Origin of the sequence: Cellulosimicrobium protaetiae (assembly GCF_009708005.2) — a bacterium.
Lineage (GTDB): Bacteria > Actinomycetota > Actinomycetes > Actinomycetales > Cellulomonadaceae > Cellulosimicrobium > Cellulosimicrobium protaetiae.
Genome location: NZ_CP052757.1, coordinates 1,269,919 through 1,293,410, shown reverse-complemented (window position 1 = coordinate 1,293,410; position 23,492 = coordinate 1,269,919). Strand labels below are relative to the sequence as shown.

The following is a 23,492-nucleotide window of genomic DNA, read 5'->3' as shown; positions in this document are numbered from 1 at the left end:
CCGAACGTAATGACAGGGACCCCGCCTCGTGATCCGCGCTTTCCACATTGTTCATGTTGCGAACTTACTCCCGACGTAAGGGTTTACCCGTACGTCGAAAACGTTGCTGCGGGGTCCCCTGATGCCCTCTCAGCCGCAGGATGTCGCCGATCCGCCCCAGCTGGACGATCGTCCAGCCGGGGAGCGCTCAACGCCCCACGCGGTGCGCGAGCACGGTCAGCTCGACCCGCGAGCGCACCCCGAGCTTGCGGAAGACGCGGCCGAGATGGACCTCGACGGTCCGCACCGAGAGGTACAGCTGGTCCGCGGCCTCCCGGTTGGACGCGCCCTGGACGACGAGCAGCGCGACGTCGAGCTCGCGCTCCGTGAGCTCGTCCGACCAGCGACCCCGCAGCTCGGCGAGCGCCTCGTCCGAGACGTCGCTCTCGCGCACCGCGAGCCGGCACGCGTCGGGGGGCGCGGGGCGGTGCGCGACCGGGGCCTCGGCCCCCTGCCGGGCACCACCGAGGACTCCCGGCAGCGGCGCGTGCAGACCAGCAGCACGCACGGCCGTCGCCCACGACGCCGCGGACGGGACGGCCGGGCCGCTCGAGGATCCCGCGACCCCGTCGGGGCCCGCCTCGTCCGGCACGGGCCCGCCGAGAAGCCGGACGACGTCCGCGTGCTCCTCGCGCGCGATCGTCGTCCACGGATCGGCACCCGCGTCGTCGAACAGCTCGATCGCGGACAGGAAGAGACCGTGCGCCCTCTGGAGCTCCCCGGCCCGCACGAGGGCCCGGGCAGCGCACAGGTCGGTCCGCGCGTGCTCGTACGGCGACGCGGTCGTGCGGTTCACCCGGGTCGCGCGCTCGAGCGGCGTCGCCAGGTCCTCGGGTGCTGCCAGCGAGACCTCGGCCCGCACGAGGGTCGCCGACCGCAGCGACGGCGGCAGCTCCTTCGCGTCCACCTTCCGGCGCGACAGCGCCCGCTGCGCCGCGTCGTGCCGCCCGGCGACGACCCACGCCTCGACGTCGTCCAGCCCGGGCAGCGGGAGCATGCGCGCGCTGTCGGGACGCTCGCGCTCCGCGGCCAGCTCGAGCAGCGTCGCCGCCTGCGTCACGTGGTGCGCGAACGCGGCGCCCATCGCCCGGTCCACGAGCAGGCCGAGCCGGACCGGGCGGGACGTCGGGCTCGCGCACGTCTCCTCGAGCGCCGTCGCGACGGGGCCCACGACACCCCGGGTCATCATGTCGAGGCGGCGCGCGGCCGCGACCCCCAGGCCGGCGAAGGGCAGGCCCACCGGGAGGCGGAAGGCCGCCTCCGCGAGCTCGTCGGCGGCACGTGTGAGCGTGCCGCGCCAGAGGTGGACCAGCGTCTGCGCGAGCCGGACGTGCGCCTCGGCGAGCGGGGTGAGCGCGGCGTCGGGGCCGTCGAACCACCGACCGCCGTCGCGCACCGGGGCGAGGGACGCCACCGCGCTCGCGAGGGTCTGCGACGCGTCCTCCAGCCGGTCGTCCGCCGCGAGGGCGAGCGCGCGGCTCACCTGCACGGCGGCCTCGTGGTCGGGCCCCAGGTCGGCGTCGGGGACGCCGCCCCGCTCACCCACGCCGAAGACGGCCGCCCACGACCGGGCGAGCGCGAGCCGGGCCGCGGTCGCGTCGTCGTCGTCGCACCAGGACGCGAGGAAGGTCGCGGTGTCGAGGAGCTGCGACGTGCTCACGCCGTCGCCTCGCTCGGCGTGCAGGCGGGCCGCGTTGAGGACGCCCGTCACGACGCCGGCGACGTCGTCCGGCGCGAGGTCGCCCGGTTGCCCCGCGCGCAGGTAGGGCGAGAGGACGTCGTCGGGGACCTGGCCCTCGGCGAGCGTGAGCGCGGCGACGAGCGGACCGAGCGTCCGCGCGCGCAGCGCGTCGTCGCCGCTGCGCGACGCCTTGCGCAGCCAGTCCGCGGCGTCCTGCACGTGCCCCGAGCGCAGGGCGGCCGCGCCCGCGATCGCGAACGCCTCCGCACGGTGCTCGCCCGCGGCCTGGCTCGCGGCCTCGCGCGCCACCTCGTGAGCCCAGACGACGTCGCCGCGGTCGAGGTGACGACGCGCGATCCGCAGCAGGCCCGGGACGAGCTCCGGGTCGCCCACGAGCGTCGCGAGCGCGGAGTGCCAGACCGCGACGTCCTCCTCGTCGGCGCGCCGGTGCGCGTCGGCGAGCGCGACGTGCGCCGCGGTCCGTTCCGCGAGCCGCGCGTCCGCGTGCACGAGCGAGCGGAGCCTCGGGTCGACGAACGCGAACCGGCCCCCGACGAGCGCGAGGTGCTCCGCCAGGGGCCCGTCGAGGACCTCCTCCATGGCGAGGCCCGTCGCGGACAGCAGCAGCTCGGTCCGGTCGACGACGGCGACGGCCGCGACCAGGAGCGCGTGCCGCTCCGCGGCGCTCAGCGCGGCGATCCGCTCCGCGAAGACGGCGCGCACCGCGGGGACGGCCGGCAGGGGGTCCGGGAGGATCGACCCTCCGGAGAGCTGCTCGGGCGTGAGCAGCGCGGCCGTCTGGGTCAGCGCCGCGGCGTTCCCGCCCAGGAGGTGCGCGAGCCGCGCGGCGACGTGCGGGGCGACGGCGAGCCGCCGTTCGACGAGCAGCAGGTGGAGCGCGTCGGCAGGAGCCAGCGGCGGGACGGCACGCAGCTCGAACGGGCCGGAGGACGGGTCGAGGGCGCCCGCCGCTGCGGTCCCCAGGAGGACGACCGGCGCGTGCCGCTGCGCGACGAGGCTGGCCAGGACGGACCTGCTGAGCTCGTCCTGGAGGTGCAGGTCGTCCGCGACGAGGACGACGGTCGCCCCGTCGAACGACTCGACGAGGAGCTCCGCGAGCGCGACCGCCGCGAGCTCGGGGAGGTACCCGATCCCGGGGTCGACGGGCTCGAGCACCCGGGTGAGCCGCTCGGGGACCACGCCGCCGGCGAGCTGCGAGACCTGCGAGACGACGGAGACGACCGCCGACCCGGGGGCGGGCACGCCCGCGGGCGGCCGGCACCGGAGCGTGACGTGCGGTCGTGCGGGGACGTGCACGGCGATCGCCTCGCACACGAGCTCGAGCGTCGCGCTCGCGCCCATCCCCGGCTCGGCCGTCCACACGAGCGCACCCTTGCCCTCGTCCGCGGCGGCGAGCGCACGGTCGACCTCCTGCGCGCGGGATGAGAGCCGCTCGAGCCGTCGCGCGGACCGGGCGTCCGCCCGGCGGGCGGGCTCGGGTACCACGTAGTCGTGCTGTTCTGACATTGTCGGACCCTCCGTCCGGGGGCTTCGTCGCCCGTCGACCGGGTGAAATGTTAACAACCCTCCGTAAACGGAGTATCACTTCATCGTTTCCCGGCCGTCACACGGTCGCCACCCGAGGCTGGTAGGCGGGAGCGCCCTGCGCACACGCTTGCCCCGCCCCGTCCGGCGGGCTAGCCTGACCCCGATCCCCGTCGTGGCCCCGGTCCCCGTGCGCCCCGACCCGGGTGCGGCGCCGTGCGCGCCGCCGCCACGAGAGCGAGGTGAGCCCCATGCCGGACGGCAGCAGTCATAGAACCGTGCACTGCGCGCTCGCCCTCCGTGGCACGCGACCGGCCGCCTGACCTCGAGGCCCGCGGCACAGCCGGGTCCGCCCCGTCCCGACCGGTCGTCCCGCCCCGCGGGGAGGTCGCCAGTGCGCTCCACGCGCGCCGACGTGCGCGCCCCTGGACCACCCGCCGAGGACCGCCGACGCGCCCGCGCCCGCCCACCCACCCCGTGGCCGAGCCGGTGCCGTCCGCCCGCCGGAAAGGACGACCACCATGACCTCGCGCTCGCCTGCCACCCAGACCCGGACCCGCCCGCCGCGCACACCCCTGCGCGTGCCCCGAGACGACCGCCGGCGCGCCCGTCGACCGAACCTCGAACGGCAGTCCATCTCCTTCACCGTCGGCCTGTACCTGTTCATCTGCGTCGCGCTGCTGCTCGCGCACGTCACCGCCGGAGGTGTCTGATGACGACGACGCTCCCCGAGGCGGCCGGGCTCACCCCGGCGCGCAGCGTCAGCACCGCGTACGGCAGCGGCACTGCCGACCGACCGCTGCCCGCGCCCGCGCGCGGCGGGACCGACCTGCGAGCCCACAGCACCGGTTCGCCCCGGTTCGACCCGCGGGTCCTGCGGTCGCGCTGGGTCCAGGTCGCGGCGGGCGACCCCGACGCCGCGGCCCGGGCCGTGCGGCACGGCGTCGACTTCGCGACCGCCGGCGGCCGCGTCTGGGAGACGGACGCGCACGTGTACCTCCCCGTGACGGCGACCCGGCGCGACGGCGACCGGGTCGTGCACGAGCGCATCGTGCTCGCCCTGTCCCCCGACGTCGTCGTGACGGCCCAGCCGCAGCGCCACTACGCGGTCTTCGACAAGGCGATCGCCCGCATGCGCCGCACCCCGTGGCTCATCGGCTCGTCCTACGGCGTCGCCTACGCGCTGCTGTACGCGCTCAACGAGGCGGCCGACCGCGTCGTCGCGCACGCGAGCGACCTCCTCGAGGACATGAGCGACGAGATCGACGAGGCGACGCGCGGCGTCGACGCGCGCGGCCGGGAGATCGGCGTGAGCGACATGCAGGACACGATCACGCGCATGAACCGCGCCGAGGAGATCGTCTCGCGCGCGCAGGAGTCCCAGCTGTCGCTCGCGCGTGCGGCGCGGCACCTGCGCAGCGAGATCGCGGACTCCGACCCCGTGCTCGCGGGGCTCGTGGAGACGCTCGTCGCGGACGTCGACGGGGTGAAGGAGCACGCGAGCTTCGAGCACGACAAGGTGCGCTACCTCCAGCAGGCCATCATGACCTCGCTCGACGTGAAGCAGGCGCAGATCGTCAAGGTGTTCACGATCATCACGGCCGTGTTCCTGCCCCCGACGCTCATCGCGTCGTTCTACGGCATGAACTTCACGCACATGCCCGAGCTCGACCGGCCGTACGGCTTCACGCTCACGGTGCTCCTGACGCTCGTGGCCGCCGTCATCCCGCTCGCGTACATCAAGCGGCGGGGCTGGCTGCGGTAGGCGCCGGGGTCACGCCTCGAGGAGGAGCGTCACCGGGCCGTCGTTGACCAGGTCGACGGCCATGTGCGCACCGAACCGGCCGGTCGCGACCTCGACGCCGCGCGCCCGGAGCCGCTCGACGACCGCGTCGACCAGCGGCTCGGCGACCGGCCCGGGCGCCGCGCCGTTCCACGACGGGCGGCGGCCCTTCCTCGTGTCCGCGTAGAGCGTGAACTGGCTGACGACGAGGACGGGCGCCCCGTCGTCCAGGACGGACCGCTCCCCCGCGAGGATCCGGAGCTCCGCGATCTTGCGCGCGATCGTCTCGACCTGGGCGTCGCCGTCGTCGTGGGTCACGCCGACGAGCGCGAGCAGCCCCGGGCGGTCGATCGCCCCCACGACCTCCGTCGTCCCGTCCTCGGCGACGACGCTCACGCTCGCGCGCGCGACGCGCTGCACGACGGCCCTCACGAGGGCCGCTCCGCGTCGAGCACCGGCCGCACCGACCCCACGGGCCGGCCCGCGCCGAGCACGGGCACGTCGCCGAGCGCGGTCAGGGCCGCGTCGTCCGCCCCGGCGACGCCGAGCGCCCCGAGGTGCCGGAGCGCGGCGGCGAGCACCGCCGGCCGCGGCCGGGAGCCGCCGTCGAGCACCTTGAAGGCGAGCCCGCCGCCGTCGGGCAGCCCGGCGCCGTAGACGCCGTCCGCACCGTCCTTGGCGACCAGGCCGGGGACCGCGCGCATCGCGAGCGTCGCGTCCCGCCCGGTGCCGCCGACCATCTCCGGGAACGCCGCCATCGCACGCGCGACCGCCGCCTCGGGCGAGCCGGGGTCCCGCACCGGGGCGGCGGCGAGCCGGCCGAAGGCCCGGGCGAGACCGCGCACGGTCGTCGAGAAGAGCGGCGCGCCGCAGCCGTCGACCGTCACGTGCTCGACCGGCACCCCGGTCGCCTCCGCGATCGTCTCCCGGACCGCGACCTGCAGCGGGTGGTCGACGTCCAGGTAGGTGGCCGTGTCCCAGCCGGCGGCGACGCACGTCGCGAGCATCGCCGCGTGCTTGCCGGAGCAGTTCTGCGTCAGGGCCGACGGGCCGTGGCCCTCGAGCTGCCACGCGAACGCGGCCGGCGGGTGGAGCGGCATGTCCGGGGTGTTGCGGAGCGCGGTCTCGTCGAGCCCGGCGCCCGCGAGGATCTCCCGGACGCCCGCGAGGTGCTCCGGCTCCCCGTTGTGGCTCGCCGCGGCGAGCGCGAGGAGGCGCGGCGGCAGCACGAGCCCGTGCCGCAGCATCGCGACGGCCTGGAACGGCTTGACGCTCGAGCGCGGCCAGATCACGGCGTCGGCGTGGCCACGCTCCAGGACCGACGCGCCGTCCGCGCCCAGCGCGACGAGGTGCCCGGTGTGGACCGACTCCACGAGGTCACCGCGCACGACCTCCGCGAGCGGGACCGCGGCTCGCTCGATCCCCCCGTCGACCTGCTCGGCCACCGGCGCGCTCACCAGCCGCCCGGGCGGCCGGACGACCCGTTGCCGCGGCCGTTGCCGTAGGGCTGGAGGCGCGGGCGCACGTCGACCAGGTAGACGATCGCCGCGACGACGGCGATGAGCCCCAGGAACCCGAGGTTCGGCCCGCCGATCGGGAGCGAGAGGAAGCCGAGCGCCGCCGCGACGGCGAGGATCCCGAGCCAGATCGGCTTGGTGAGCTTGCCCTCGGCCGTGAACGCTCCGGCCGGACGCCTGATCGCGTCGACGAGCGCGAAGAGCTGCGTCCCGAACACGACGAGCGTGAGGACGAGGTAGACGATCCACTGCAGCGACCCGATGATTCCCACGGGCACGAGCCTACGGTCTGGCCAGCGGCCACGGCACCACGCGCAGCCCGACCGAGCGGGCCGCGGACACGACGTGCGGGTCCCACGCCGCGACGATCGTGTCGGCGTGCGTGACCGCGAGCGCGCTCGCGACGTGCACGGCGTCGTTGCTGCGCATCGAGCCGCTCGCGACGAGGCGGGACGCGCGGTCGGCGACGGCACCGGAGAGCTCGACCACGTGCAGCGCGGGGGCCAGCACCTCCCAGACACCGACGGCACGCCCGTGCCCGGGCTCGTCGATCACCCCGGCACGGAGGCCCGCGGCGAGGGCGGCCCGCACCTCGACGTCGGCGAGGCGGCTGGTCACGACGACGTCCGCCCGGTTCCACAGGCGGCTCGCCAGGCCGGAGCCTGCCTCGGGGACGCAGAGCTTCACCAGCGCGCTCGCGTCGAAGTACACCAGGGCCATCGCGGGGCCTCAGCGCCGGATCCGGCGGACGAGCGCGGCGACGCCGCCGCCGCGAGCGGTCCGCCCGCCGTCGGGCGACCGCGGGCCGTCGGCCCCGGTGTCCCGCGTGCCCGGGTCGTCCCCGACGGGTACCGCGTGGACCGGGCGCTCGCCCGCCGCCGGGACGAGGACGCCGTCGCGCACGAGCTCGGTGACGAGGTCGGACGTCGCGACGCCGGTCAGCCGTGCGACGGGGACGCCGCGCTCGGTGATGACGACCTCCTCGCCCTCCCTGGCCCGCTCGATCCACGACTTGAGCTCGGCACGCAGGGCGCTGACGGGGACCTCCATGCCCCGACCGTACCGGCCCGGGCCGCCCGTGTGCAGGGTGAAGATCGTCCGGTTCGCCCAGCCCGGCCGGGGGCGACCGGTCAGAGCTCCGGGAGCGCGTCCCGCGCCTGCTGCGGCGACGCCCCGGCCGCCTCGAGGAGGTCCACGATCGGTGACCGCACGAGCATGACGAGCGACTGCACCTGCCAGTCCCCGTCACCGAGCGCGTGCGGGTCGGCGCCGTGCGCGACCTCGAGGAGGACCTCGCGCGCCACGGCCGGGTCGCGACCCGCCCCGACGGCCTCGGCGAGCACGTGCACGCCCGCGCCGAACCGCGCCACGAGGTCGGCGACGCCGTCGAGAGCGTGCCCGGCCGGGCCGCTCGCGACGGGCACCGCGCGCCGCGCCAGCACGCGCACGCTGCGCATCGCGCGGTCCACGAGCACCGCCTGGTGCTCGAGCCCGCCGAGCTCGTCCCGGTGCCGCAGCCCCGCCGCGCTCACACGCGCGAGCTCGCGCGCCGACGACGCGGACGCCTGCCACTCCTCGAGCGCCCCCTCGGAGGCCCGCCCCTTGACGAGGGCCGCCTCGAGGTCGGCGCGGTCGCGCTCCCGGAGCCCGCGCGCGAGGACGTCCAGGACGGCGGCGAGCTCGGTCACCGCCTCGGCGCCCAGCAGGCGGGGCCGCCGCCGCGGGTCGCCCGGCGTGAGCGCGGCGACGGCGAGGGCGACCCCTCCGCCCACGAGGGCGTCCGTCCATCGGCCGAGGGGTCCGCCCGCCTGCGCGGCCGGCAGCCCGACGATGACGATCGCCTGCACCCCGGCCTGCGTCGTGAGCATCGCGCCGCGGTCGATGAAACGCGCGGCGAGCGCGGAGACGGCGAGGACGACGGCGACCTGCCACCAGCCCGAGCCGATCGCGTGGACCACGAGGTCCCCGAGGCCGACGCCGATCGCGACCCCCACCGCGACCTCGAGCACGCGGCGGAGCTGGCGGTCCTGGCTGAACCCGAGGCAGATCCACGCGGAGACCGGCGCGAAGAACGGCGCCGTGTGCTCGAGCCCGTACCGCGCGATGCCGAACGCGAGACCTGCGGCGGCCGACGCCTGGAGGATGGGCCACAGCGCCACGCGGACCCGCGACGCGCCCTGGCGGACCCGCGCTCGCAGGAGGAGCCGGCGCCACGCCGTGCGGGCGACGTCGACCGCACCGGGGCCCGAGGCCGGGCCCGACGGGAGCCCGGCCCCCGGCTCCGCGGTCACAGCATGCTCGTCGGCGCACCCTCGCCGCGGGGCGTGATCCCCCGGCCGACGGGGCCGCGCGGTGCGGGGCGGTCGACCGAGACCCCCTCGCCGGGGACGACGACCTCCTGCGCCGCGGAGATCGCGCCGCCGTCGCAGTCGACGAGGAGCTCGGCGTCCTCGGGGACGCTGCGCTTGAGGACCGCGAGCGCGATCGGGCCGAGCTCGTGGTGCCGCGCGACCGACGTCACGGCACCGACGGCCCGCCCGTCGAGCGTGACCTCGGCGCCGGGCACGGGCAGCAGGTGCCCGGAGCCGTCGAGGTGCAGCATGACGACCCGGCGCGGCGGGCGCCCGAGGTTGTGCACGCGCGCGATCGTCTCCTGGCCGCGGTAGCAGCCCTTGTGCATGTGGACGGAGGTGCGCAGCCAGTCGGTCTCGTGCGGGATGGACCGGTGGTCGACCTCGGTCGCGAGCCGCGGCCGCCACGCCTCGACGCGCGCGGCCTCGCTCGCCCACGTGCCCACGAGCCGCCACCCGGCCGCCTCGCGCGCCGCGACGGCGTCGGCGAGGTCGGCCCGCGGCACGAGCACGAGCCGCCACGGCCGCTCCGTGCCCGGGTGCTCGTCCTCGGGGGGCCCGTAGCGCGTGCCCCCGCCGGTGACCCGCGGCCACGGGTCGCGCCACGTGACCAGCTCGCCCTCCGCGCCCTCGGCGTCGACCGGCTCGCCGAGCGCCGCCCAGTCGTCGGTCGCGTCGGCGATCTCGACGCGGAGCATGAACTTCATGCGGTCCAGCCACGCCGCGAGGTCGGCCGCGTGCGACCGCTCGGTGAGGAGCCACGTCGTCTCCCCGTCGTCGACGACGGACGCGGCGTGCTCGACGTGCCCCTGCGGCGAGAGGACCAGCAGCTCCGTCGACGTGCGCGGCGCGAGGCTCGTGAGGTCCTGCGACGTGATGGAGTGCAGCCAGCTCAGCCGGTCCGGGCCGGTCACGGTGACGACGCCCAGGTGCGACTGGTCGACGACGGCGCCGCCCGTGCGCAGGGCGCGCTGCTCACCCGTCGGGTCGCCGTAGTGCCAGGCGACGCCCTCGTCGGGGCCGGTCGCGGGCACCGCGCCGTGGCGCGACAGGAGCGGGCTGGTGTAGCCGGTGGTCACGGGATGTCCTCCTTCGTCGGCGCGTCCGGGCCTGCCGGGGCGCTCGCCCGGCCTGCCGGTCAGGCCGTCGGGCGCCGGGTCAGCTTCGCGGACGCGTACGACTGCAACGGCTCACCGAAGGCCGCCAATTCCCACACCCACAGGAGCTGGCCCTCGACGAACCCGTACAGCCGCTTCGAGGCCGTGATCTCCGAGGCGGTCGAGGTCCGGGCGATGAGGTCGCTCGCCAGGTCGACGCGCCCGTTGCCGGCAGCGCCGAGGTACACGGAGACGCGGCCCGCGGGGTCGGCTATCAGTACCTCGAGCGGGTGGCGGTCGTCCTCGAGGCCGTCGGGCCGGTCGGTCGACACGCGCCAGTACCCGGTCTCGGTCGACCACACGGTTCCCTCGGCGGCCGCGGCGTCCAGCGTCGCGGCGTCCCGCTCCGGCCACTCCCCCTCGTCGGGGACCGTCTCGGGCACCTCGGCGTCGAGGACGCGCAGCGTCGACTCGTACCGCAGGTACGGGCCGCCGTCGTGGTCGAACACGACGTCGTGGACGAACGGCGTCTCCTCGATGCCCGGGTACTTGACGAACCCCTCGCCGCGCCAGCTCCCGACGAGCCAGGCGAGCGGGTAGACCTCGGGCGCGAGACCCTCGGGGAACTCGAACGGCATCAACGACCCCCTCCCGGAGTCGGGCAGCACGACGCGCTCGCGCGGGGACGCGCCCCACGCGGCGGTGTCAGCGCTGGCCCTTGTAGAGCTTGTAGACGACGTACCCGGCGAACCACGTGATGGTGATCGTCGCCGCGATCAGCAGGCCGAGGAAGATCAGCTCGAGAGTGTGCGGACTCATGCGCCCGATCCTACCGGCCGGGCGAGAGCCCCGATCCGCGGCCGGGACGGGGCGGAGGACGCCACGGCAGGGCTACGCTCGGCCGCGTGACCGACACCGCCCCTCGCCAGCGCTCGCTCGTCGTCAAGGCCACGTCCGGGCTCGACCGGCCCGAGGCCGCGAACCAGGCGTTCACCGTCGCCGCCGCGGCCGTCGCCGCGGGCGTCGAGGTGAGCGTGTGGCTCACGGGCGAGGCGGCGTGGTTCGGTCTCCCGGGGCGGGCGGCCGAGCTCGAGCTCGAGCACGCGGCCCCGCTGCCCGACCTGCTCGACGCGGTGCTCGCCGCCGGTACCCTCACCGTCTGCACGCAGTGCGCGGCGCGCCGCGGCATCACCGCCGACGACGTGCTGCCCGGGGTGCGGATCGCGGGCGCCGCGGTCTTCGTCGAGGAGGCGCTGCGCGACGGCGCCCAGGCGCTGGTCTACTGACCGGACCGCTCACCTGACCGGACCGCAGGGCCGCAGCGGCCCGCACCCGGGTCAGCGCGCGGGCGCGACCCGCCGCAGGAGCAGGTACAGCTCGCAGCCGAGGCACAGGCCGAACGCCGCGTTGAGGACGGCGGCCACGAGCGCGAGCGCCGCCGCAGCCGGCACGGCCGCCTCGACGCCCACGAGCCCCAGCACGACCCCCGCACCCGTGACGAGCAGGCCGACCGCCTGGGCGAACCGCGGCGGCCTCGGGTCCTCGCGCTCCGCCGTCGGGCCGATCCGCGGGAGGACGACCACCCTGTAGACCCACGCCTGCCACGTGCCCTGCGCGCCCCGGAGGGTGCCGATCAGGAAGCTCGCCGCGACGACCGCGAGCAGCACGAGCGCGGCGGGCGAGGTCCACAGCAGGATCACGACCGCGAGGAGCAGTGCGGTGATCCCGGCCCCGGCGCGCGGACCACGCGGGTCGATGCCCAGCGGCGCCGCTCCGGGCTCGGTGGCGGTGTCGCCACGCCCCGACTGGTCGCTCATGCGGTCTCCTCCGGTCTGGCCGTCGGAGACGGCACGGTCTGGCTTCGTGCGAACGAGGGTGGCGCCCCCGGTCACGCGACGGCGAGTGCCGCGAGCGCCTGGGCCCGGTTCATCCCCCCGCTCGCGCGGGCGACCTCCCGGCCCACCGCGTCGAGCACGAGGACGGTCGGCGTGCGCAGTATGCCGAATGCTCGCACCAGGTCGAGGTGGTCGTCGACGTCCATCTCACGATGCGTCACGTCGTCGTGCGCCGCGCTCACCTCGCCGAGGACGCGCGCGGTGGACCGGCACGGCGCGCACAGCGCCGCGGAGAACTGCACGAAGGTCCGGTGCGGCCCCAGGTCGACGCCGTGCGCCGACCAGTCGACAGCCGGGCCCGCGGTCTCCGCGCGGCCCCCCGGGGCGGCACCGGGACGCGTCCCGCGCGCCGCCCGCACCACGCCCTGGCGGCGCCGCCACCACACGCCGAGCGCCACCGTCGTGAGCAGCGTGGCCACGAGGAGGACGACGGGGACCGCGGACGGCGTCATCCCACGATCACCCGGCCGACCACGAAGATGAGGGTCCCGCCGACCGCGACCGGCAGCGCCGTCGCGGAGAACGCGCCGAGGCGCCCCCGCAGCTCCGGGAGCTGGTCGAAGAGCGTGTGCAGCGAGGCGACGAGGAGCCCCGCGACGACGCCCGACCAGACCCCGCTCAGGAGGTCGAGGTCCGGCATGACGTACCCGACGGCACCGCCCGCGGCGACCGCGAGACCGAGCGTGAGCGCGGCGTTCGCCCAGCCGCCGAGCGGGAGCGCGGAGATCGCGGAGGCGACGGCCAGGGCGACGGCGCACGTCACCACCAGCGACGCTCCTGCGTCGGTGCGGCCCGTGGCGATCCAGCCCGCGCACGACGTCGCGACGACGATGCCGCTGACGGTCCCGATGAGCGACTCGACCAGGCGCGGACGTCCGTCGCGCCGCAGGAGCTCCGCGACGAACGCGAGCACCACCGCGAGCGCGAGCACCACGGGCAGGTGACGCAGCGCGGGCTCGCCGTGGGTCGCGGCGGTCGCGCCGACGGCGCCGAGACCGGCGATCGCGATGACCACGCGCGTGCCGCCGTGGACGGGGATGTCGAGCAGGCGGGGCCACCCGATCGCGACGATCAGGGCGAGCGCGCCCGAGGCCGCGGCCAGCGGGAGCGGTCCGAAGAACGCGGCGACGGCGATGCCCGCGGCGAGGCACGCCGTGACGACGGCCCGGGTCGAGAGGTCCACGCGGTCAGCGCCCCGATCGGGGGTCGCGGGAGGGCGTCGGGTCGTGCAGCACGCCTCAGAGTGTCGCAGAGTCTCGCGTCGGGCCGCTCCTCCACCCCGGCTCTCGGCGGCTCCGGCGCGTGAGACGTGCGACGTGTCCACGCCCGGCACGCGATACGGTAACCATCCACGGGCCGAGAACGTGGCCGACGGCGTGGCACGCCCCGCAGCGGTACGTGTCCCGGCCCGGTCGCCACGCGTCGACGCCTGGGGGCGCCGCCCGCGCCCCGCGACCCGGAAGGAGGTGCCGGATGGCCGACCTGCTCATCCTCACCCCCGCGACAGGCGGTTCCGTCGAGGTGCTGCCCGCGCTCGGCCTGCTCTCGCACCGCATCCGGGTCCTGCCCATGGAGCCGTCGGCGCTCGTCGACGCGCCGGACTCGGACGTCGTGCTGCTCGACGCGCGGCGCGACCTCGTCGCCGCCCGCACCACGTGCCGCCTGCTCCACGCCACCGGGCTCACGGTCCCGCTCGTGCTCGTCCTCACCGAGGGCGGGCTCACGGTCGTCACCGCGGAGTGGGGTGCCGACGACCTCCTGCTCGAGGGCGCCGGCCCCGCCGAGGTCGAGGCACGGCTGCGCCTCGTGATCGAGCGCTCCGCGCGCGGCCCGGCCGAGGACGGTCCGCAGGAGATCGCCGCGGGCGAGCTCGCGATCGACGCGAGCGGCTACACGGCCCGTCTGCGCGGCCGCCCCATCGACCTCACGTACAAGGAGTTCGAGCTCCTCAAGTACCTCGTGCAGCACCCGGGCCGCGTGTTCACGCGCGCGCAGCTCCTCCAGGAGGTCTGGGGCTACGACTACTACGGCGGCACGCGCACGGTCGACGTCCACGTCCGGCGGCTGCGCGCCAAGCTCGGCCCCGAGCACGAGCAGCTCATCGGCACCGTGCGCAACGTCGGGTACCGGTTCGACCCGCCCAAGGACCGCCGCCCGGCCGACGGAGCGGGCGAGACCGCCGCAGAGACCGCCGGGACGTCGACCGCCGACGGACCCGGGACCCCGGTAAGTTCGTCCGGGTGACCCCCGACCCCTCCGACTTCACCTCAGCGCTCCCCGACGGCCCGTGGCGACACGAGTTCGTCCCGGCCAACGGCGCGCGGTTCCACGTCGCGCTCGCCGGCCCCGAGGACCGCGGCGTCCGGGACCCGGGTCCGCCGCTCGTCGTCCTGCTCCACTCCTTCCCCCAGTTCTGGTGGGCGTGGCGCCACCAGGTCGAGCCGCTGGCCGCGGCCGGCTACCGGGTCGCCGCCATGGACATCCGGGGCGTCGGAGCCTCCGACAAGCCGCCGATCGGCTACGACGCGCCGACCCGCACCCGCGACATCGCGGGGGTCGTCCGCTCGCTCGGGTCCGGGCGCGCCGTCGTCGTGGGCCACGGGACCGGCGGCAGCCTCGCGTGGGCGATGGCCGCGCTCCAGCCCGCCGTCACGGCCGGCGTCGCGGCCTTCTCCGCGCCGCACCCCGCGCGGCTGCACACCTCGGCCCGTCGTCTGCTCACGCCCGCCGCGCTGCGGCAGCTCGCGTTCTACCAGGTGCCCACGTTGCCCGAGCGCGCCCTCGTGCGCGGCGACCTCGTGGCCGAGGTGCTCGCCACCGGCGCTGCGACGCCGTTCGAGCCCGAGGTCGTCGACGCGTACCGCACCGTGATGCGGATCCCGTTCGCGGCGCACACCGCGATGGAGTCGCTGCGGTGGGCCGTCCGCTCGACCCCCCGCCCCGACGGCCGCCGGTTCCTCGCCGCGCTGCGTCGGCCGATCGACGTGCCGGCCCTCCAGGTGCACGCGGGGCGCGACGGGCTCCTGCGCCGCGACCTCGCGGACGCCGACGGGTCGGCCCTCGCCCGCGACTTCCGCTTCGAGGTCGTGGACGACGCGGGGCACTTCCTCCCCGAGGAGGCGCCGGACACCGTGACGGACCTGCTGCTGGACTGGCTCCCTCGCGCCGTCGAGCGCTGACCTCAGCTCGTCTTGACGAGCTTCGCCGCCTTGACCGGGTCGACCTCGCCCACCCCGAACGACGGGCACCAGCGCGCGATGGTGCAGGCCCCGCACGCGGGCTTGCGCGCGAAGCACACGCGGCGCCCGTGGAAGATCAGGCGGTGCGAGAGCATCGTCCACTCGGACCTCTCGACCAGCCCGCCGACGACCTGCTCGACCTTGACCGGGTCCTCCTCGGTGGTCCAGCCCAGCCGGCGCACGAGCCGGCCGAAGTGGGTGTCGACCGTCAGCCCCGGCACCCCGAACGCGTTGCCGAGCACGACGTTCGCCGTCTTGCGGCCCACGCCCGGCAGGGTCACGAGGTCCTCCAGACGACCCGGCACCTCGCCGTCGAACCGTTCCACGAGCGCCTGGCCGATGCCGATGACGGACTGCGCCTTCGCCCGGAAGAACCCCGTGGGCCGCAGCAGCTCCTCGAGCTCCTCGCGGTCCGCGCCCGCGTACGCCGCCGCGTCCGGGTACCGCGCGAACAGCGCAGGCGTCGTGAGGTTCACGCGCTTGTCCGTCGTCTGCGCGGACAGGACCGTCGCGACCAGCAGCTCGAGCGGCGAGGTGAAGTCGAGCTCGCAGTGCGCGTCCGGGTAGGTGACCGCGAGCTCGCGGTTCGTGCGACGCGCGCGCCGGACCAGCGCGAGGCGTGACTCGGGTTGCGACGCCCGCGCGCGGGCCGGCTCGGTGGTGGTCACGGGACCACCGTAGCCGTCGCCCCCGACACCCGAGTTGCGGCCGTAGGGCAGACTTGTCCTGGAACATCTTCGAGGTCGAGACGATAGGACACCCCGCGTGGACGACGACGTTGTGCTCTCCGCCCCCCTGTTCGCGACCATGGACGCGGACGAGACGCGCACCCTCTTCGAGTCGATGCAGCAGATCGAGCTCTCGCGCGGCGACGTGCTGTTCCGCGAGGGCGAGCCGGGCGACCGGCTCTACGTGATCGCGAGCGGCAAGATCAAGCTGGGGCGTCGCTCCAACGACGGCCGCGAGAACCTCCTGTCGATCCTCGGCCCCGGCGAGATGTTCGGCGAGCTCTCGCTGTTCGACCCGGGCCCCCGCACCGCCACCGCGAGCTCCGTCGCCGACTCCGTCATCTACGAGCTCGGGCACGACCAGCTCGTCGAGTGGATCGAGAAGCACCCGAGCGTCGCGAAGCACCTGCTCAACGCGCTCGCGCGCCGCCTGCGCCGCACCAACGAGACGCTCGCCGACCTCGTCTTCTCCGACGTGCCCGGCCGCGTCGCCAAGGCGCTCCTCGACCTGTCGACGCGCTTCGGCGAGGAGACCGACGAGGGCGTCCGTGTCGCGCACGACCTCACGCAGGAGGAGCTCGCGCAGCTCGTCGGCGCGTCGCGGGAGACGGTCAACAAGGCGCTCGCCGACTTCGCGACGCGCGGCTGGGTCCGCCGCGAGGGCCGCGCCGTCGTGCTGCTCGACCTGGACCGCCTGGAGCGCCGCGCGCGCTGACCGGCCGCACCGACGAGGACGGGGTCGGCGACCGGGTCCGTGAGGACCTGGCCGCCGACCCCGTTCCCGTCCGGGCGGAGCGCTACTCCGCGAGCTCCACGACGATCTCGACCTCGACCGGGGCGTCGAGCGGCAGGACCGCGACGCCGACGGCGCTGCGGGCGTGGACGCCCGCCTCCCCGAAGATCTCCCCGAGGAGGTTGCTCGCGCCGTTGACCACGCCGGGCTGACCCGTGAACGACGGGTCGCTCGCGACGAACCCGACCACCTTGACCACGCGGGCGACCTGGTCGAGGTTCCCGACGACGTCGTGCACGGCGGCGAGCGCGTTGAGCGCGCACTGCCGGGCCAGCGCCGCGGCGTCGGCGGGCGGGACGAGCCCCTCACCGTCACCCACCTTGCCCGTCGCGGGCAGCGCGCCGTCCACGAACGGGAGCTGCCCCGACGTGTGGACGTACCGGCCCGACCGCACGGCGGGGACGTAGGCGGCGACGGGCGCCGCCACCGGAGGGAGGGTGAGGCCGAGCTCCGCCAGGCGCGCGGCGATCGTCCCGGCGGGGAAGCCCGCCACTACTTCTCCCCCGTCGGGCGCTTCAGGTAGGCGACGAGGCCGTTGCCGTCGGGGCCGGTGACGACCTGGACGAGCTCCCAGCCGTCGGAGCCCCACTGGTCGAGGACGGCCTTGGTGTTGTGGATGATGAGGGGGATGGTCGCGTACTCCCACGTGGTTGCCATGGGGCCGAGCGTAGTCGCCCGGCCCGGGCGACGCCGGTACGGGATGCTTACACAACCCGCACACCCGCGAGGCCCGGGATCCCGGGGCCCTCCCCGGGTCGCTCCCGTAGGGTTGGCACCATGGCTTCCCCTGTGCGTCCTCGCGGCCGGCAGATCAACGCGTACCAGCTCGTCGCCCTCTTCCTGGCGTTCGTGCTGGTCTCCGGCGTGGGCGGCGTGCTCGCCGCCGGGCTGCTCGTCCCGCTCGCCGCGGGAGCGAACACCGCGACCGACACCGCGGTCGAGGTCTTCGACGAGCTCCCGGCCGACCTCGAGCCCGGTCCGCTGTCCGAGCAGTCCCGCATCTACGCGAACGACGGCACGACGAGGCTCGCGACGTTCTACACCGAGAACCGCATCGTGGTGCCGCTCGACCAGGTCTCGCAGCCGATGAAGGACGCCGTCATCGCGATCGAGGACAAGCGCTTCTGGGAGCACGGCGGGGTCGACGTCGAGGGCATCCCGCGCGCGTTCGTCAACAACCTGACGGGCGGGTCCACGCAGGGCGCGTCGACGCTCACGCAGCAGTACGTGAAGAACGTCCTCATCGAGCAGGCCGTGCGTGACGACGACGTCATGGCGCAGCACGAGGCGAAGGCCGACACGCTCGGCCGCAAGGCCCGCGAGGCGAAGCTCGCCATCTCGCTCGAGAAGCAGATGACGAAGGAGGAGATCCTCCAGGGCTACCTCAACATCGCGCAGTTCGGCCGGTCCGTCTACGGCGTCGAGACCGCGGCGCGGCACTACTTCAACACGACCGCCGCCGAGCTCAACTACCTCCAGGCCGCGACCATCGCGGGCATCACCAAGGCACCGGGCAAGTACGACCCCAGCGCCGACGCGGAGCTGGCCCAGTCGCGCCGCAACACCGTGCTCCTCACGATGTACCAGCAGGGGTACATCACCAAGGAGGAGTACGACACCGGCTGGAAGACGCCCATCGCGGACACCTTGAGCATCCAGCCCCTCGAGGCGGGTTGCCAGGCTTCCGGTGGGTCGGCCTTCTTCTGCGACTACGTCACGAAGATCATCATGTCCGACCCGGTCTTCGGGGAGACGAAGGACGAGCGTGTCGGGCTGCTGTACCGCGGCGGCCTCGACATCTACACGACGCTCGACCCCAACATGCAGGTCGCCGCCGAGCAGCACGCCGCGGCGGCCGTCCCGGCGGACGACCCCAGCCAGATCGAGGACGCGATCGTCTCGATCGAGCCGGGGACGGGCAAGATCCTCGCGATGGCCCAGAACCGCGCGTTCGACAACACCGAGCAGCCCGCGCCCAACACGACCGCCGTCAACTACAACGTCGACCAGGCGCACGGCTCGTCGAACGGCTTCTCGCCGGGCTCGACGTGGAAGCCGTTCGTGCTCGCCGAGTGGCTCAAGGAGGGCCACTCGCTCTACGAGACCGTCAGCGCGAACAAGCGGACGTGGACCCTGAACCGGGACTTCCACGCGAGCTGCGCCCGATTCGGCACGGAGCAGTGGACGCCCGCGAACTCGGACGGCCCGGGCAGCGGGTCGATGTCGGTGCTCAAGGCGACGTACAACTCCGTGAACACCGCGTACACGACCATGGCGAGCCAGCTCGACCTCTGCGGCGTGGCCAACACCGCGAAGGCGGCCGGGTTCCAGCCGTCGATGCTCGTGGACGAGGGCGAGGTGAAGGTCCGACCGTCCATGATCCTCGGCACCCAGAACTCCTCCCCGCTGCAGATGGCGGCCGCGTACGCGACGTTCGCCAGCGGCGGCACCTACTGCTCGCCGATCGCGATCACCAAGGTCGTCGGCTCGGACGGTCAGGAGCTCCCGGTCCCGTCGGCGAACTGCCAGCCGAACGCGATCGACCCTCAGATCGCCAACACCGTGACGTACGCGCTCCAGCAGGTGCTCACCCAGGGCTCCGGCCGGGGCAACGCGCTCGCCGACGGACGGATCTCGGCAGGGAAGACGGGAACGGCGAACAACAACACCCACACGTGGTTCATCGGGTACACGCCGCAGGTCGCGACCGCGGTGTGGATCGGCAACGCCGAGGGCGACGTCCCGATGAACGGCCGGTTCACGATCAACGGGAAGACCCGGTCGTACTGGTACGGCTCGAGCCTGGCCGCCCCGACGTGGCGCGACTACATGAACCAGATCCTCGCCGGGCAGCCGGCCCCGGGCTTCGCCGACCCGGACTGGCAGCGGATCAACGCTCCCGCCCCGCCTCCCACCGCGCCGACGACCCCTGAGGGCGGCGGCGACCAGGGCGGTGGCGACCAGGGTGGCGGCGACCAGGGTGGCGGCGAGGACGGCGGGGACCAGCCCGACGCGGACGCCGACGGCGGGCGCGGCGACCGCGGGGACCGCGGGAACGGCGCGGGCCGCGAGACGGACCTCGGCGAGTGGCTCGGCAACCTCGGCGGCGGGGGGAACGGCTGAGCGCCGACGGCGGGCGCCGCGCCCTGCGGGGGCTCGGCGTCCTCACCGCCGTCGCGGCGGCGGGCGTCGCGTACGCGCACGTCGAGACCAAGCTCTTCACGCTCCGGCGCGTGACGGTCCCGGTGCTGCCGCCCGGCACGCGCGACCTGCGGGTGCTCCACGTCTCGGACCTCCACCTGGTTCCCACCCAGCGCCGCAAGATCGAGTGGGTGCGCTCGCTCGCCGAGCTGGAGCCGGACCTCGTGGTCGACACCGGCGACAACCTCGCGCACGTCGACTCCCTCGACCCGTTGCTGCACGCGCTCGAGCCGCTGCTCGCGACACCCGGCGCCTTCGTCATGGGGTCGAACGACTACTACGCGCCCGTCCCCAAGAACCCGGCGCGGTACCTCCTCCCGGACGCGCGCGTCCCGTTCGCGGGCGAGGCGCGCCTGCTGCCCGCGGGCGAGCTGGCCGCCGCGATGCGTGACGCCGGGTGGACCGACCTCACGAACCGTCGCGACGCCCTGGAGGTCGGCGGGATCCGTCTCGACCTCGTCGGCGTCGACGACCCGCACCTCGACCGCGACGTCTTCCCCGCGCCCTCCGCGTCGGCCCCGCGCGCGCCGTCGGACGAGCCGGTGCTCCGCATCGGGGTGACGCACGCGCCGTACCGGCGCGTCCTCGACTCCATGCACGACGACGCCGCGGACCTGATCCTCGCCGGCCACACCCACGGCGGGCAGCTCTGCGTCCCGGGGTTCGGCGCGCTCGTGACGAACTGCGACATCGACCGCAAGCGGGCCAAGGGCCTGCACGGCTGGCCGGGTGCGCGCCCGGACGCACCGGGTGGCGAGGACTCGACGTGGCTGCACGTCTCCGCCGGGGCGGGCACGTCGCCGTACGCGCAGGTGCGGTTCGCGTGCCGGCCCGAGGCGACGCTGCTCACCCTCACCGCACGGTGAACCTCGTCCTCGTCGACCCGGCGTCACCGCCTCGCGACACGCGGACGACAGACCCGCGACACGGTGTCGCCGGGGTCACGGGAATCGAGTTTCGTCGCACGGCACTTCGTCGGCTATTCTGGGCAGGCTTCCCGCGCAGAAGACGAGGTCTCCTCGTCGACCGTGGCGAGGAACGGCAATCGGGGTGTGGCGCAGCTTGGTAGCGCGCTTCGTTCGGGACGAAGAGGTCGCAGGTTCAAATCCTGTCACCCCGACCAGGCGGAAGGCCCGGAGTCGCAACGATTCCGGGCCTTCGTCATGTCTGTCGACAGGTGCGTCCGGTCGAACGTCGTCGCAACCCGGCGTCGTTCTCAGGACCGGTCGGCGCCGAGGTCGGCCGTGGCTCCGAAGGCGTCGCACGGCGGGTCGATCTCCAGCCCCGCGGCGTCCGCCTCCTCCTCCAGGAGCACGAGAGCGCGCTCCATCGCCGTCGGCTGCAGCTTGCCGACCTGGTGCCCGTGCGGGTGGTCGAAGAACGCGAGCAGGCACAGCAGCAACGTGACGACGAGCGCGACGCTGCCCATGAGGAGGCCCTGCGTCGCGGCCCGCTCCGCCGGGTCGGCGAAGAAGAGCAGGAAGACGAAGACGGTCCCCGAGACGACGAAGAGGACCAGCCACAGCGGCAGCGGGATCAGTCCCTCCGCGCCGTGCACGCGGGACTGCCGGGCGTCCTCACGGGCCGCGGTCTGGTCCATCCAGCGGTCGTACGCGGACTGCTCGGTGTCCGACGCGGGGACGACGTCGCGGATCGTCTGGTAGAGCGCGACGCCCCACGGGTTCACCGCCTCCCCGAGGTCGCCGTCCGCCATCTGCTCCCACTCGCTCGCGACGACGTACCGGGCGTAGCAGACGAGCTCGCCGGACAGCCGCGCCGCGTCGTCGGGGGCGAGGAACTGCGCGGTCTCGAGCTGCTGCACGACGATCCGTGCTTCTGCCTCGGCACCGCTCCGCGCCTCGTCGTACGACCCGAACGCGAGGAAGACGATGAAGCCCAGGAGCACGGAGAAGCCGGTGGCGACCACGCCGAAGACCCCGGACGCCCGGTCGCCGTCGCTGAACCGGCTCCCGGCGGGTGCACGCCGCCGGACGAGCAGCATCGTCGCGACGGCCACCGCGACGACGGCGACGGTCACGATCGCGCCGACGACGATGCTCACGGCACCTCCTCGGCGCGGGTGCCGCCGCGCGGTGCACGGCGGGTGCTGTCGTGGACGAGCCTGCCCGCGGACGCCACGAGGGTCGTCACGCGAAACGCATGAACGCCGCCGAGGCGCAGCGACGCGACCAGGCGTGCGCCGTGGCCGGGGACGTGCCGGCCCCGCCACCGCGCTTCGCACCGCACCTCGCACCGCGCACGAGATCGCGCGAGACTGGGGCCGACCGCCCGAGCCCCGGGCGCCCGAGACACCGCGGAGGTCGCCATGAGCGCTGGACGTCACGTCGTCGTCGGAGGAGGGCTCGCCGCGGCGAAGGCCGTCGAGACGCTGCGGGACGAGGGCTACGACGGCGGGCTGACGGTCGTCACGCGCGAGCCGCACCGGCCGTACGAGCGCCCGCCGCTGTCGAAGGACTACCTGCGCGGCGAGGCCGAGCGCGAGTCGGTGTTCCCCCTCTCCGCGGACTGGTACGCCGAGCACGACGTCGAGCTCCGCACCGAGACCGAGGCGACCGCCGTCGACCTCGCCGGGCGAAGCGTGTCCCTCGCCGACGGCCGGGCGCTGCCGTACGAGAAGCTGCTCCTCGCACCCGGCTCGTCCCCGCGCCGGATCCCGCTGCCCGGCCTCGACCTGGACGGCGTCCTCGAGCTGCGCACGCTCGACGACAGCGACGCGCTCGCCGCCGCGCTGCGCACCGCGCACGACGGCGGTGCGGGACGGCTCGCGATCGTCGGCGACGGCTGGATCGGGCTCGAGGTCGCGGCCTCCGCCCGCTCGCTGGGTCTCGACGTCACGGTGATCGGGCTCGGCACGCACCCCCTCGAACGCGTCCTCGGGCCGGAGATGGGCGAGCTGTACGGGCAGGTCCACACCGACCACGGCGTCCACCTCCACCGGCGAGCCCAGGTCACGGGCATCTCGGGCGCGGGCGGACGCGCGACGGGCGTCGACATCGCCGACGGGACCCACGTCGACGCCGACCTCGTACTCGTCGCCGTCGGCGCGGTCCCGAACGTCGTGCTCGCCCGGGACGCGGGGCTCGCGCTCGACTCCGCGACGGGCGGCGTCGTCGCCTCCGCCACCCTCCAGACCACCGACCCCGACGTCTTCGTCGCGGGTGACGTCGCGAGCGTGCCGTCGGCGCGCTACGGGCGGTCGGTGCGCGTCGAGCACTGGGCGACCGCGCTCAACCAGGGTCCGCACGCCGCGCGCGCGATGCTCGGCGCGACGGACCCCTACCCGGAGCTACCGTACTTCTTCTCCGACCAGTACGACGTCGGCATGGAGTACCTGGGCTTCGTCGCGGGCCCCGACGCCTACGACGAGGTCGTCGTCTCCGGTTCGGTCCCCGACCGCGAGCTGGTCGCCTTCTGGGTCAAGGACGGGCGCGTCGAGGCCGGCATGGCCGTCAACGTCTGGGACCGCATGGACGACGTCCAGGGTCTCATCCACCGCGACGCCGTCGACCGCGCCGAGCTGGAGTCCTTCGTCTCCTGAGGGTGCCCGGGAGCGACGATCCGCCGCCGGGGCCGAGGTCGAGCGTCTGCGCCGCCGGCGCAGA

The 23,492-nt window shown here is 75.0% G+C and carries 25 protein-coding genes and 1 tRNA gene; 10 read left to right on the top strand and 16 right to left on the bottom strand.

Annotation, left to right across the window (positions count from 1 at the left end; genetic code table 11):
* Nucleotides 1-187: 187 nt before the first annotated feature.
* Nucleotides 188-3,247, bottom strand: coding sequence for a helix-turn-helix domain-containing protein (locus tag FIC82_RS05590; RefSeq protein WP_154797873.1), 3,060 nt, complete (start codon nt 3,245-3,247; stop codon nt 188-190).
* Between the two features lie 599 nt (nt 3,248-3,846).
* On the opposite strand from FIC82_RS05590, the gene FIC82_RS21170 reads away from it, so the two are divergent.
* Both FIC82_RS21170 and FIC82_RS05585 read left to right on the top strand, forming a co-directional pair.
* Nucleotides 3,847-3,978 (top strand): hypothetical protein, encoded by a 132-nt coding sequence (locus tag FIC82_RS21170; RefSeq protein WP_256390412.1) that lies wholly within the window; start codon nt 3,847-3,849, stop codon nt 3,976-3,978.
* On the top strand, nt 3,978-5,030 hold the full coding sequence (locus FIC82_RS05585) for a CorA family divalent cation transporter (protein WP_154797872.1): 1,053 nt from the start codon (nt 3,978-3,980) through the stop codon (nt 5,028-5,030). Before FIC82_RS21170 ends, FIC82_RS05585 begins: the two co-directional genes overlap by 1 nt.
* A gap of 9 nt (nt 5,031-5,039) precedes the next feature.
* On the opposite strand, the gene dtd is transcribed toward FIC82_RS05585, so the two are convergent.
* From dtd to FIC82_RS05545, 8 genes are all read right to left on the bottom strand, one after another.
* On the bottom strand, nt 5,040-5,480 hold the full coding sequence (gene dtd / locus FIC82_RS05580) for a D-aminoacyl-tRNA deacylase (protein ID WP_168731521.1): 441 nt from the start codon (nt 5,478-5,480) through the stop codon (nt 5,040-5,042).
* On the bottom strand, nt 5,477-6,508 hold the full coding sequence (locus FIC82_RS05575) for an asparaginase (RefSeq protein WP_154799872.1): 1,032 nt from the start codon (nt 6,506-6,508) through the stop codon (nt 5,477-5,479). Before FIC82_RS05575 ends, dtd begins: the two co-directional genes overlap by 4 nt.
* On the bottom strand, nt 6,502-6,837 hold the full coding sequence (locus tag FIC82_RS05570) for a DUF2516 family protein (protein ID WP_253691503.1): 336 nt from the start codon (nt 6,835-6,837) through the stop codon (nt 6,502-6,504). Before FIC82_RS05570 ends, FIC82_RS05575 begins: the two co-directional genes overlap by 7 nt.
* Before the next feature lie 10 nt (nt 6,838-6,847).
* Nucleotides 6,848-7,285 (bottom strand): type II toxin-antitoxin system VapC family toxin, encoded by a 438-nt coding sequence (locus tag FIC82_RS05565; RefSeq protein ID WP_154797871.1) that lies wholly within the window; start codon nt 7,283-7,285, stop codon nt 6,848-6,850.
* A gap of 9 nt (nt 7,286-7,294) precedes the next feature.
* Entirely contained in the window at nt 7,295-7,615 is a 321-nt protein-coding gene (locus FIC82_RS05560) for a type II toxin-antitoxin system prevent-host-death family antitoxin (RefSeq protein ID WP_154797870.1), read from the bottom strand.
* Nucleotides 7,616-7,695: 80 nt separating this feature from the next.
* On the bottom strand, nt 7,696-8,856 hold the full coding sequence (locus tag FIC82_RS05555; RefSeq protein ID WP_168731520.1) for an FUSC family protein: 1,161 nt from the start codon (nt 8,854-8,856) through the stop codon (nt 7,696-7,698).
* Entirely contained in the window at nt 8,853-9,995 is a 1,143-nt protein-coding gene (gene ygfZ / locus FIC82_RS05550; RefSeq protein WP_253691501.1) for a CAF17-like 4Fe-4S cluster assembly/insertion protein YgfZ, read from the bottom strand. Before ygfZ ends, FIC82_RS05555 begins: the two co-directional genes overlap by 4 nt.
* Nucleotides 9,996-10,054: 59 nt before the next feature.
* A complete protein-coding gene (locus FIC82_RS05545; protein WP_154797868.1) occupies nt 10,055-10,651 on the bottom strand; it encodes a heme-binding beta-barrel domain-containing protein in 597 nt (198 codons plus the stop codon).
* 267 nt (nt 10,652-10,918) lie between these two features.
* On the opposite strand from FIC82_RS05545, the gene FIC82_RS05540 reads away from it, so the two are divergent.
* The gene (locus FIC82_RS05540) at nt 10,919-11,299 is read left to right on the top strand and encodes a DsrE family protein (protein ID WP_168731519.1); all 381 of its coding nucleotides are present in this window, start codon (nt 10,919-10,921) and stop codon (nt 11,297-11,299) included.
* A 51-nt stretch (nt 11,300-11,350) separates the two neighbouring features.
* Here the strand turns inward: FIC82_RS05540 and FIC82_RS05535 are convergent, their stop codons facing one another.
* The 3 genes from FIC82_RS05535 to FIC82_RS05525 all read right to left on the bottom strand — a co-directional run bounded on the left by FIC82_RS05535 (nt 11,351) and on the right by FIC82_RS05525 (nt 13,091).
* The gene (locus FIC82_RS05535; protein ID WP_154797867.1) at nt 11,351-11,830 is read right to left on the bottom strand and encodes a DUF4395 domain-containing protein; all 480 of its coding nucleotides are present in this window, start codon (nt 11,828-11,830) and stop codon (nt 11,351-11,353) included.
* Nucleotides 11,831-11,901: 71 nt separating this feature from the next.
* Nucleotides 11,902-12,360, bottom strand: coding sequence for a thioredoxin family protein (locus FIC82_RS05530; protein WP_154797866.1), 459 nt, complete (start codon nt 12,358-12,360; stop codon nt 11,902-11,904).
* A complete protein-coding gene (locus FIC82_RS05525) occupies nt 12,357-13,091 on the bottom strand; it encodes a hypothetical protein (RefSeq protein WP_168731518.1) in 735 nt (244 codons plus the stop codon). The genes FIC82_RS05530 and FIC82_RS05525 overlap by 4 nt, the downstream gene beginning before the upstream one ends.
* Nucleotides 13,092-13,381: 290 nt before the next feature.
* Between FIC82_RS05525 and FIC82_RS20820 the strand changes: the two genes are divergently transcribed.
* Nucleotides 13,382-14,152 carry a winged helix-turn-helix transcriptional regulator gene (locus FIC82_RS20820; RefSeq protein ID WP_253691499.1) on the top strand — a complete coding sequence of 257 codons (771 nt, stop codon included), beginning with the start codon at nt 13,382-13,384 and terminating at the stop codon, nt 14,150-14,152.
* A complete protein-coding gene (locus FIC82_RS20815; RefSeq protein ID WP_216609993.1) occupies nt 14,149-15,087 on the top strand; it encodes an alpha/beta fold hydrolase in 939 nt (312 codons plus the stop codon). The genes FIC82_RS20820 and FIC82_RS20815 overlap by 4 nt, the downstream gene beginning before the upstream one ends.
* Before the next feature lie 2 nt (nt 15,088-15,089).
* Here FIC82_RS20815 and nth read toward each other — a convergent pair whose 3' ends face one another.
* Nucleotides 15,090-15,815, bottom strand: coding sequence for an endonuclease III (gene nth / locus FIC82_RS05515; protein WP_253691497.1), 726 nt, complete (start codon nt 15,813-15,815; stop codon nt 15,090-15,092).
* A 97-nt stretch (nt 15,816-15,912) separates the two neighbouring features.
* On the opposite strand from nth, the gene FIC82_RS05510 reads away from it, so the two are divergent.
* On the top strand, nt 15,913-16,590 hold the full coding sequence (locus FIC82_RS05510) for a Crp/Fnr family transcriptional regulator (protein ID WP_087469921.1): 678 nt from the start codon (nt 15,913-15,915) through the stop codon (nt 16,588-16,590).
* 82 nt (nt 16,591-16,672) lie between these two features.
* On the opposite strand, the gene FIC82_RS05505 is transcribed toward FIC82_RS05510, so the two are convergent.
* Both FIC82_RS05505 and FIC82_RS05500 read right to left on the bottom strand, forming a co-directional pair.
* Nucleotides 16,673-17,161, bottom strand: a complete 489-nt coding sequence (locus FIC82_RS05505) for a RidA family protein (protein ID WP_216609992.1) — start codon at nt 17,159-17,161, stop codon at nt 16,673-16,675.
* Nucleotides 17,161-17,325, bottom strand: coding sequence for a hypothetical protein (locus FIC82_RS05500; protein WP_021481786.1), 165 nt, complete (start codon nt 17,323-17,325; stop codon nt 17,161-17,163). The genes FIC82_RS05505 and FIC82_RS05500 overlap by 1 nt, the downstream gene beginning before the upstream one ends.
* 120 nt (nt 17,326-17,445) lie before the next feature.
* On the opposite strand from FIC82_RS05500, the gene FIC82_RS05495 reads away from it, so the two are divergent.
* The 3 genes from FIC82_RS05495 to FIC82_RS05485 all read left to right on the top strand — a co-directional run bounded on the left by FIC82_RS05495 (nt 17,446) and on the right by FIC82_RS05485 (nt 20,992).
* Complete coding sequence (locus FIC82_RS05495) at nt 17,446-19,791, top strand: transglycosylase domain-containing protein (RefSeq protein ID WP_154797864.1); 2,346 nt, start codon at nt 17,446-17,448, stop codon at nt 19,789-19,791.
* Entirely contained in the window at nt 19,788-20,735 is a 948-nt protein-coding gene (locus FIC82_RS05490) for a metallophosphoesterase (protein WP_154799867.1), read from the top strand. Before FIC82_RS05495 ends, FIC82_RS05490 begins: the two co-directional genes overlap by 4 nt.
* A gap of 180 nt (nt 20,736-20,915) precedes the next feature.
* Nucleotides 20,916-20,992 (top strand) — tRNA-Pro (locus FIC82_RS05485).
* A gap of 93 nt (nt 20,993-21,085) precedes the next feature.
* Here the strand turns inward: FIC82_RS05485 and FIC82_RS05480 are convergent.
* Entirely contained in the window at nt 21,086-21,931 is an 846-nt protein-coding gene (locus tag FIC82_RS05480) for a bestrophin-like domain (protein WP_154797863.1), read from the bottom strand.
* Nucleotides 21,932-22,195: 264 nt separating this feature from the next.
* Here FIC82_RS05480 and FIC82_RS05475 point away from each other — a divergent pair, with 264 nt between their 5' ends.
* A complete protein-coding gene (locus tag FIC82_RS05475; protein ID WP_154797862.1) occupies nt 22,196-23,428 on the top strand; it encodes an NAD(P)/FAD-dependent oxidoreductase in 1,233 nt (410 codons plus the stop codon).
* Nucleotides 23,429-23,492: the final 64 nt, after the last annotated feature.

Excerpts from the sequence above, each read along its gene's own strand:
- FIC82_RS05535 (WP_154797867.1), bottom strand. The coding sequence starts at position 11,830 with ATGAGCGACCAGTCGGGGCGTGGCGACACCGCCACCGAGCCCGGAGCG.
- FIC82_RS05590 (WP_154797873.1), bottom strand. The coding sequence starts at position 3,247 with ATGTCAGAACAGCACGACTACGTGGTACCCGAGCCCGCCCGCCGGGCG.
- FIC82_RS20820 (WP_253691499.1), top strand. The coding sequence starts at position 13,382 with ATGGCCGACCTGCTCATCCTCACCCCCGCGACAGGCGGTTCCGTCGAG.
- FIC82_RS05545 (WP_154797868.1), bottom strand. The coding sequence starts at position 10,651 with ATGCCGTTCGAGTTCCCCGAGGGTCTCGCGCCCGAGGTCTACCCGCTC.
- FIC82_RS05475 (WP_154797862.1), top strand. The coding sequence starts at position 22,196 with ATGAGCGCTGGACGTCACGTCGTCGTCGGAGGAGGGCTCGCCGCGGCG.
- FIC82_RS05585 (WP_154797872.1), top strand. The coding sequence starts at position 3,978 with ATGACGACGACGCTCCCCGAGGCGGCCGGGCTCACCCCGGCGCGCAGC.
- FIC82_RS05560 (WP_154797870.1), bottom strand. The coding sequence starts at position 7,615 with ATGGAGGTCCCCGTCAGCGCCCTGCGTGCCGAGCTCAAGTCGTGGATC.
- FIC82_RS05495 (WP_154797864.1), top strand. The coding sequence starts at position 17,446 with ATGGCTTCCCCTGTGCGTCCTCGCGGCCGGCAGATCAACGCGTACCAG.
- FIC82_RS05565 (WP_154797871.1), bottom strand. The coding sequence starts at position 7,285 with ATGGCCCTGGTGTACTTCGACGCGAGCGCGCTGGTGAAGCTCTGCGTC.
- FIC82_RS05530 (WP_154797866.1), bottom strand. The coding sequence starts at position 12,360 with ATGACGCCGTCCGCGGTCCCCGTCGTCCTCCTCGTGGCCACGCTGCTC.
- FIC82_RS05500 (WP_021481786.1), bottom strand. The coding sequence starts at position 17,325 with ATGGCAACCACGTGGGAGTACGCGACCATCCCCCTCATCATCCACAAC.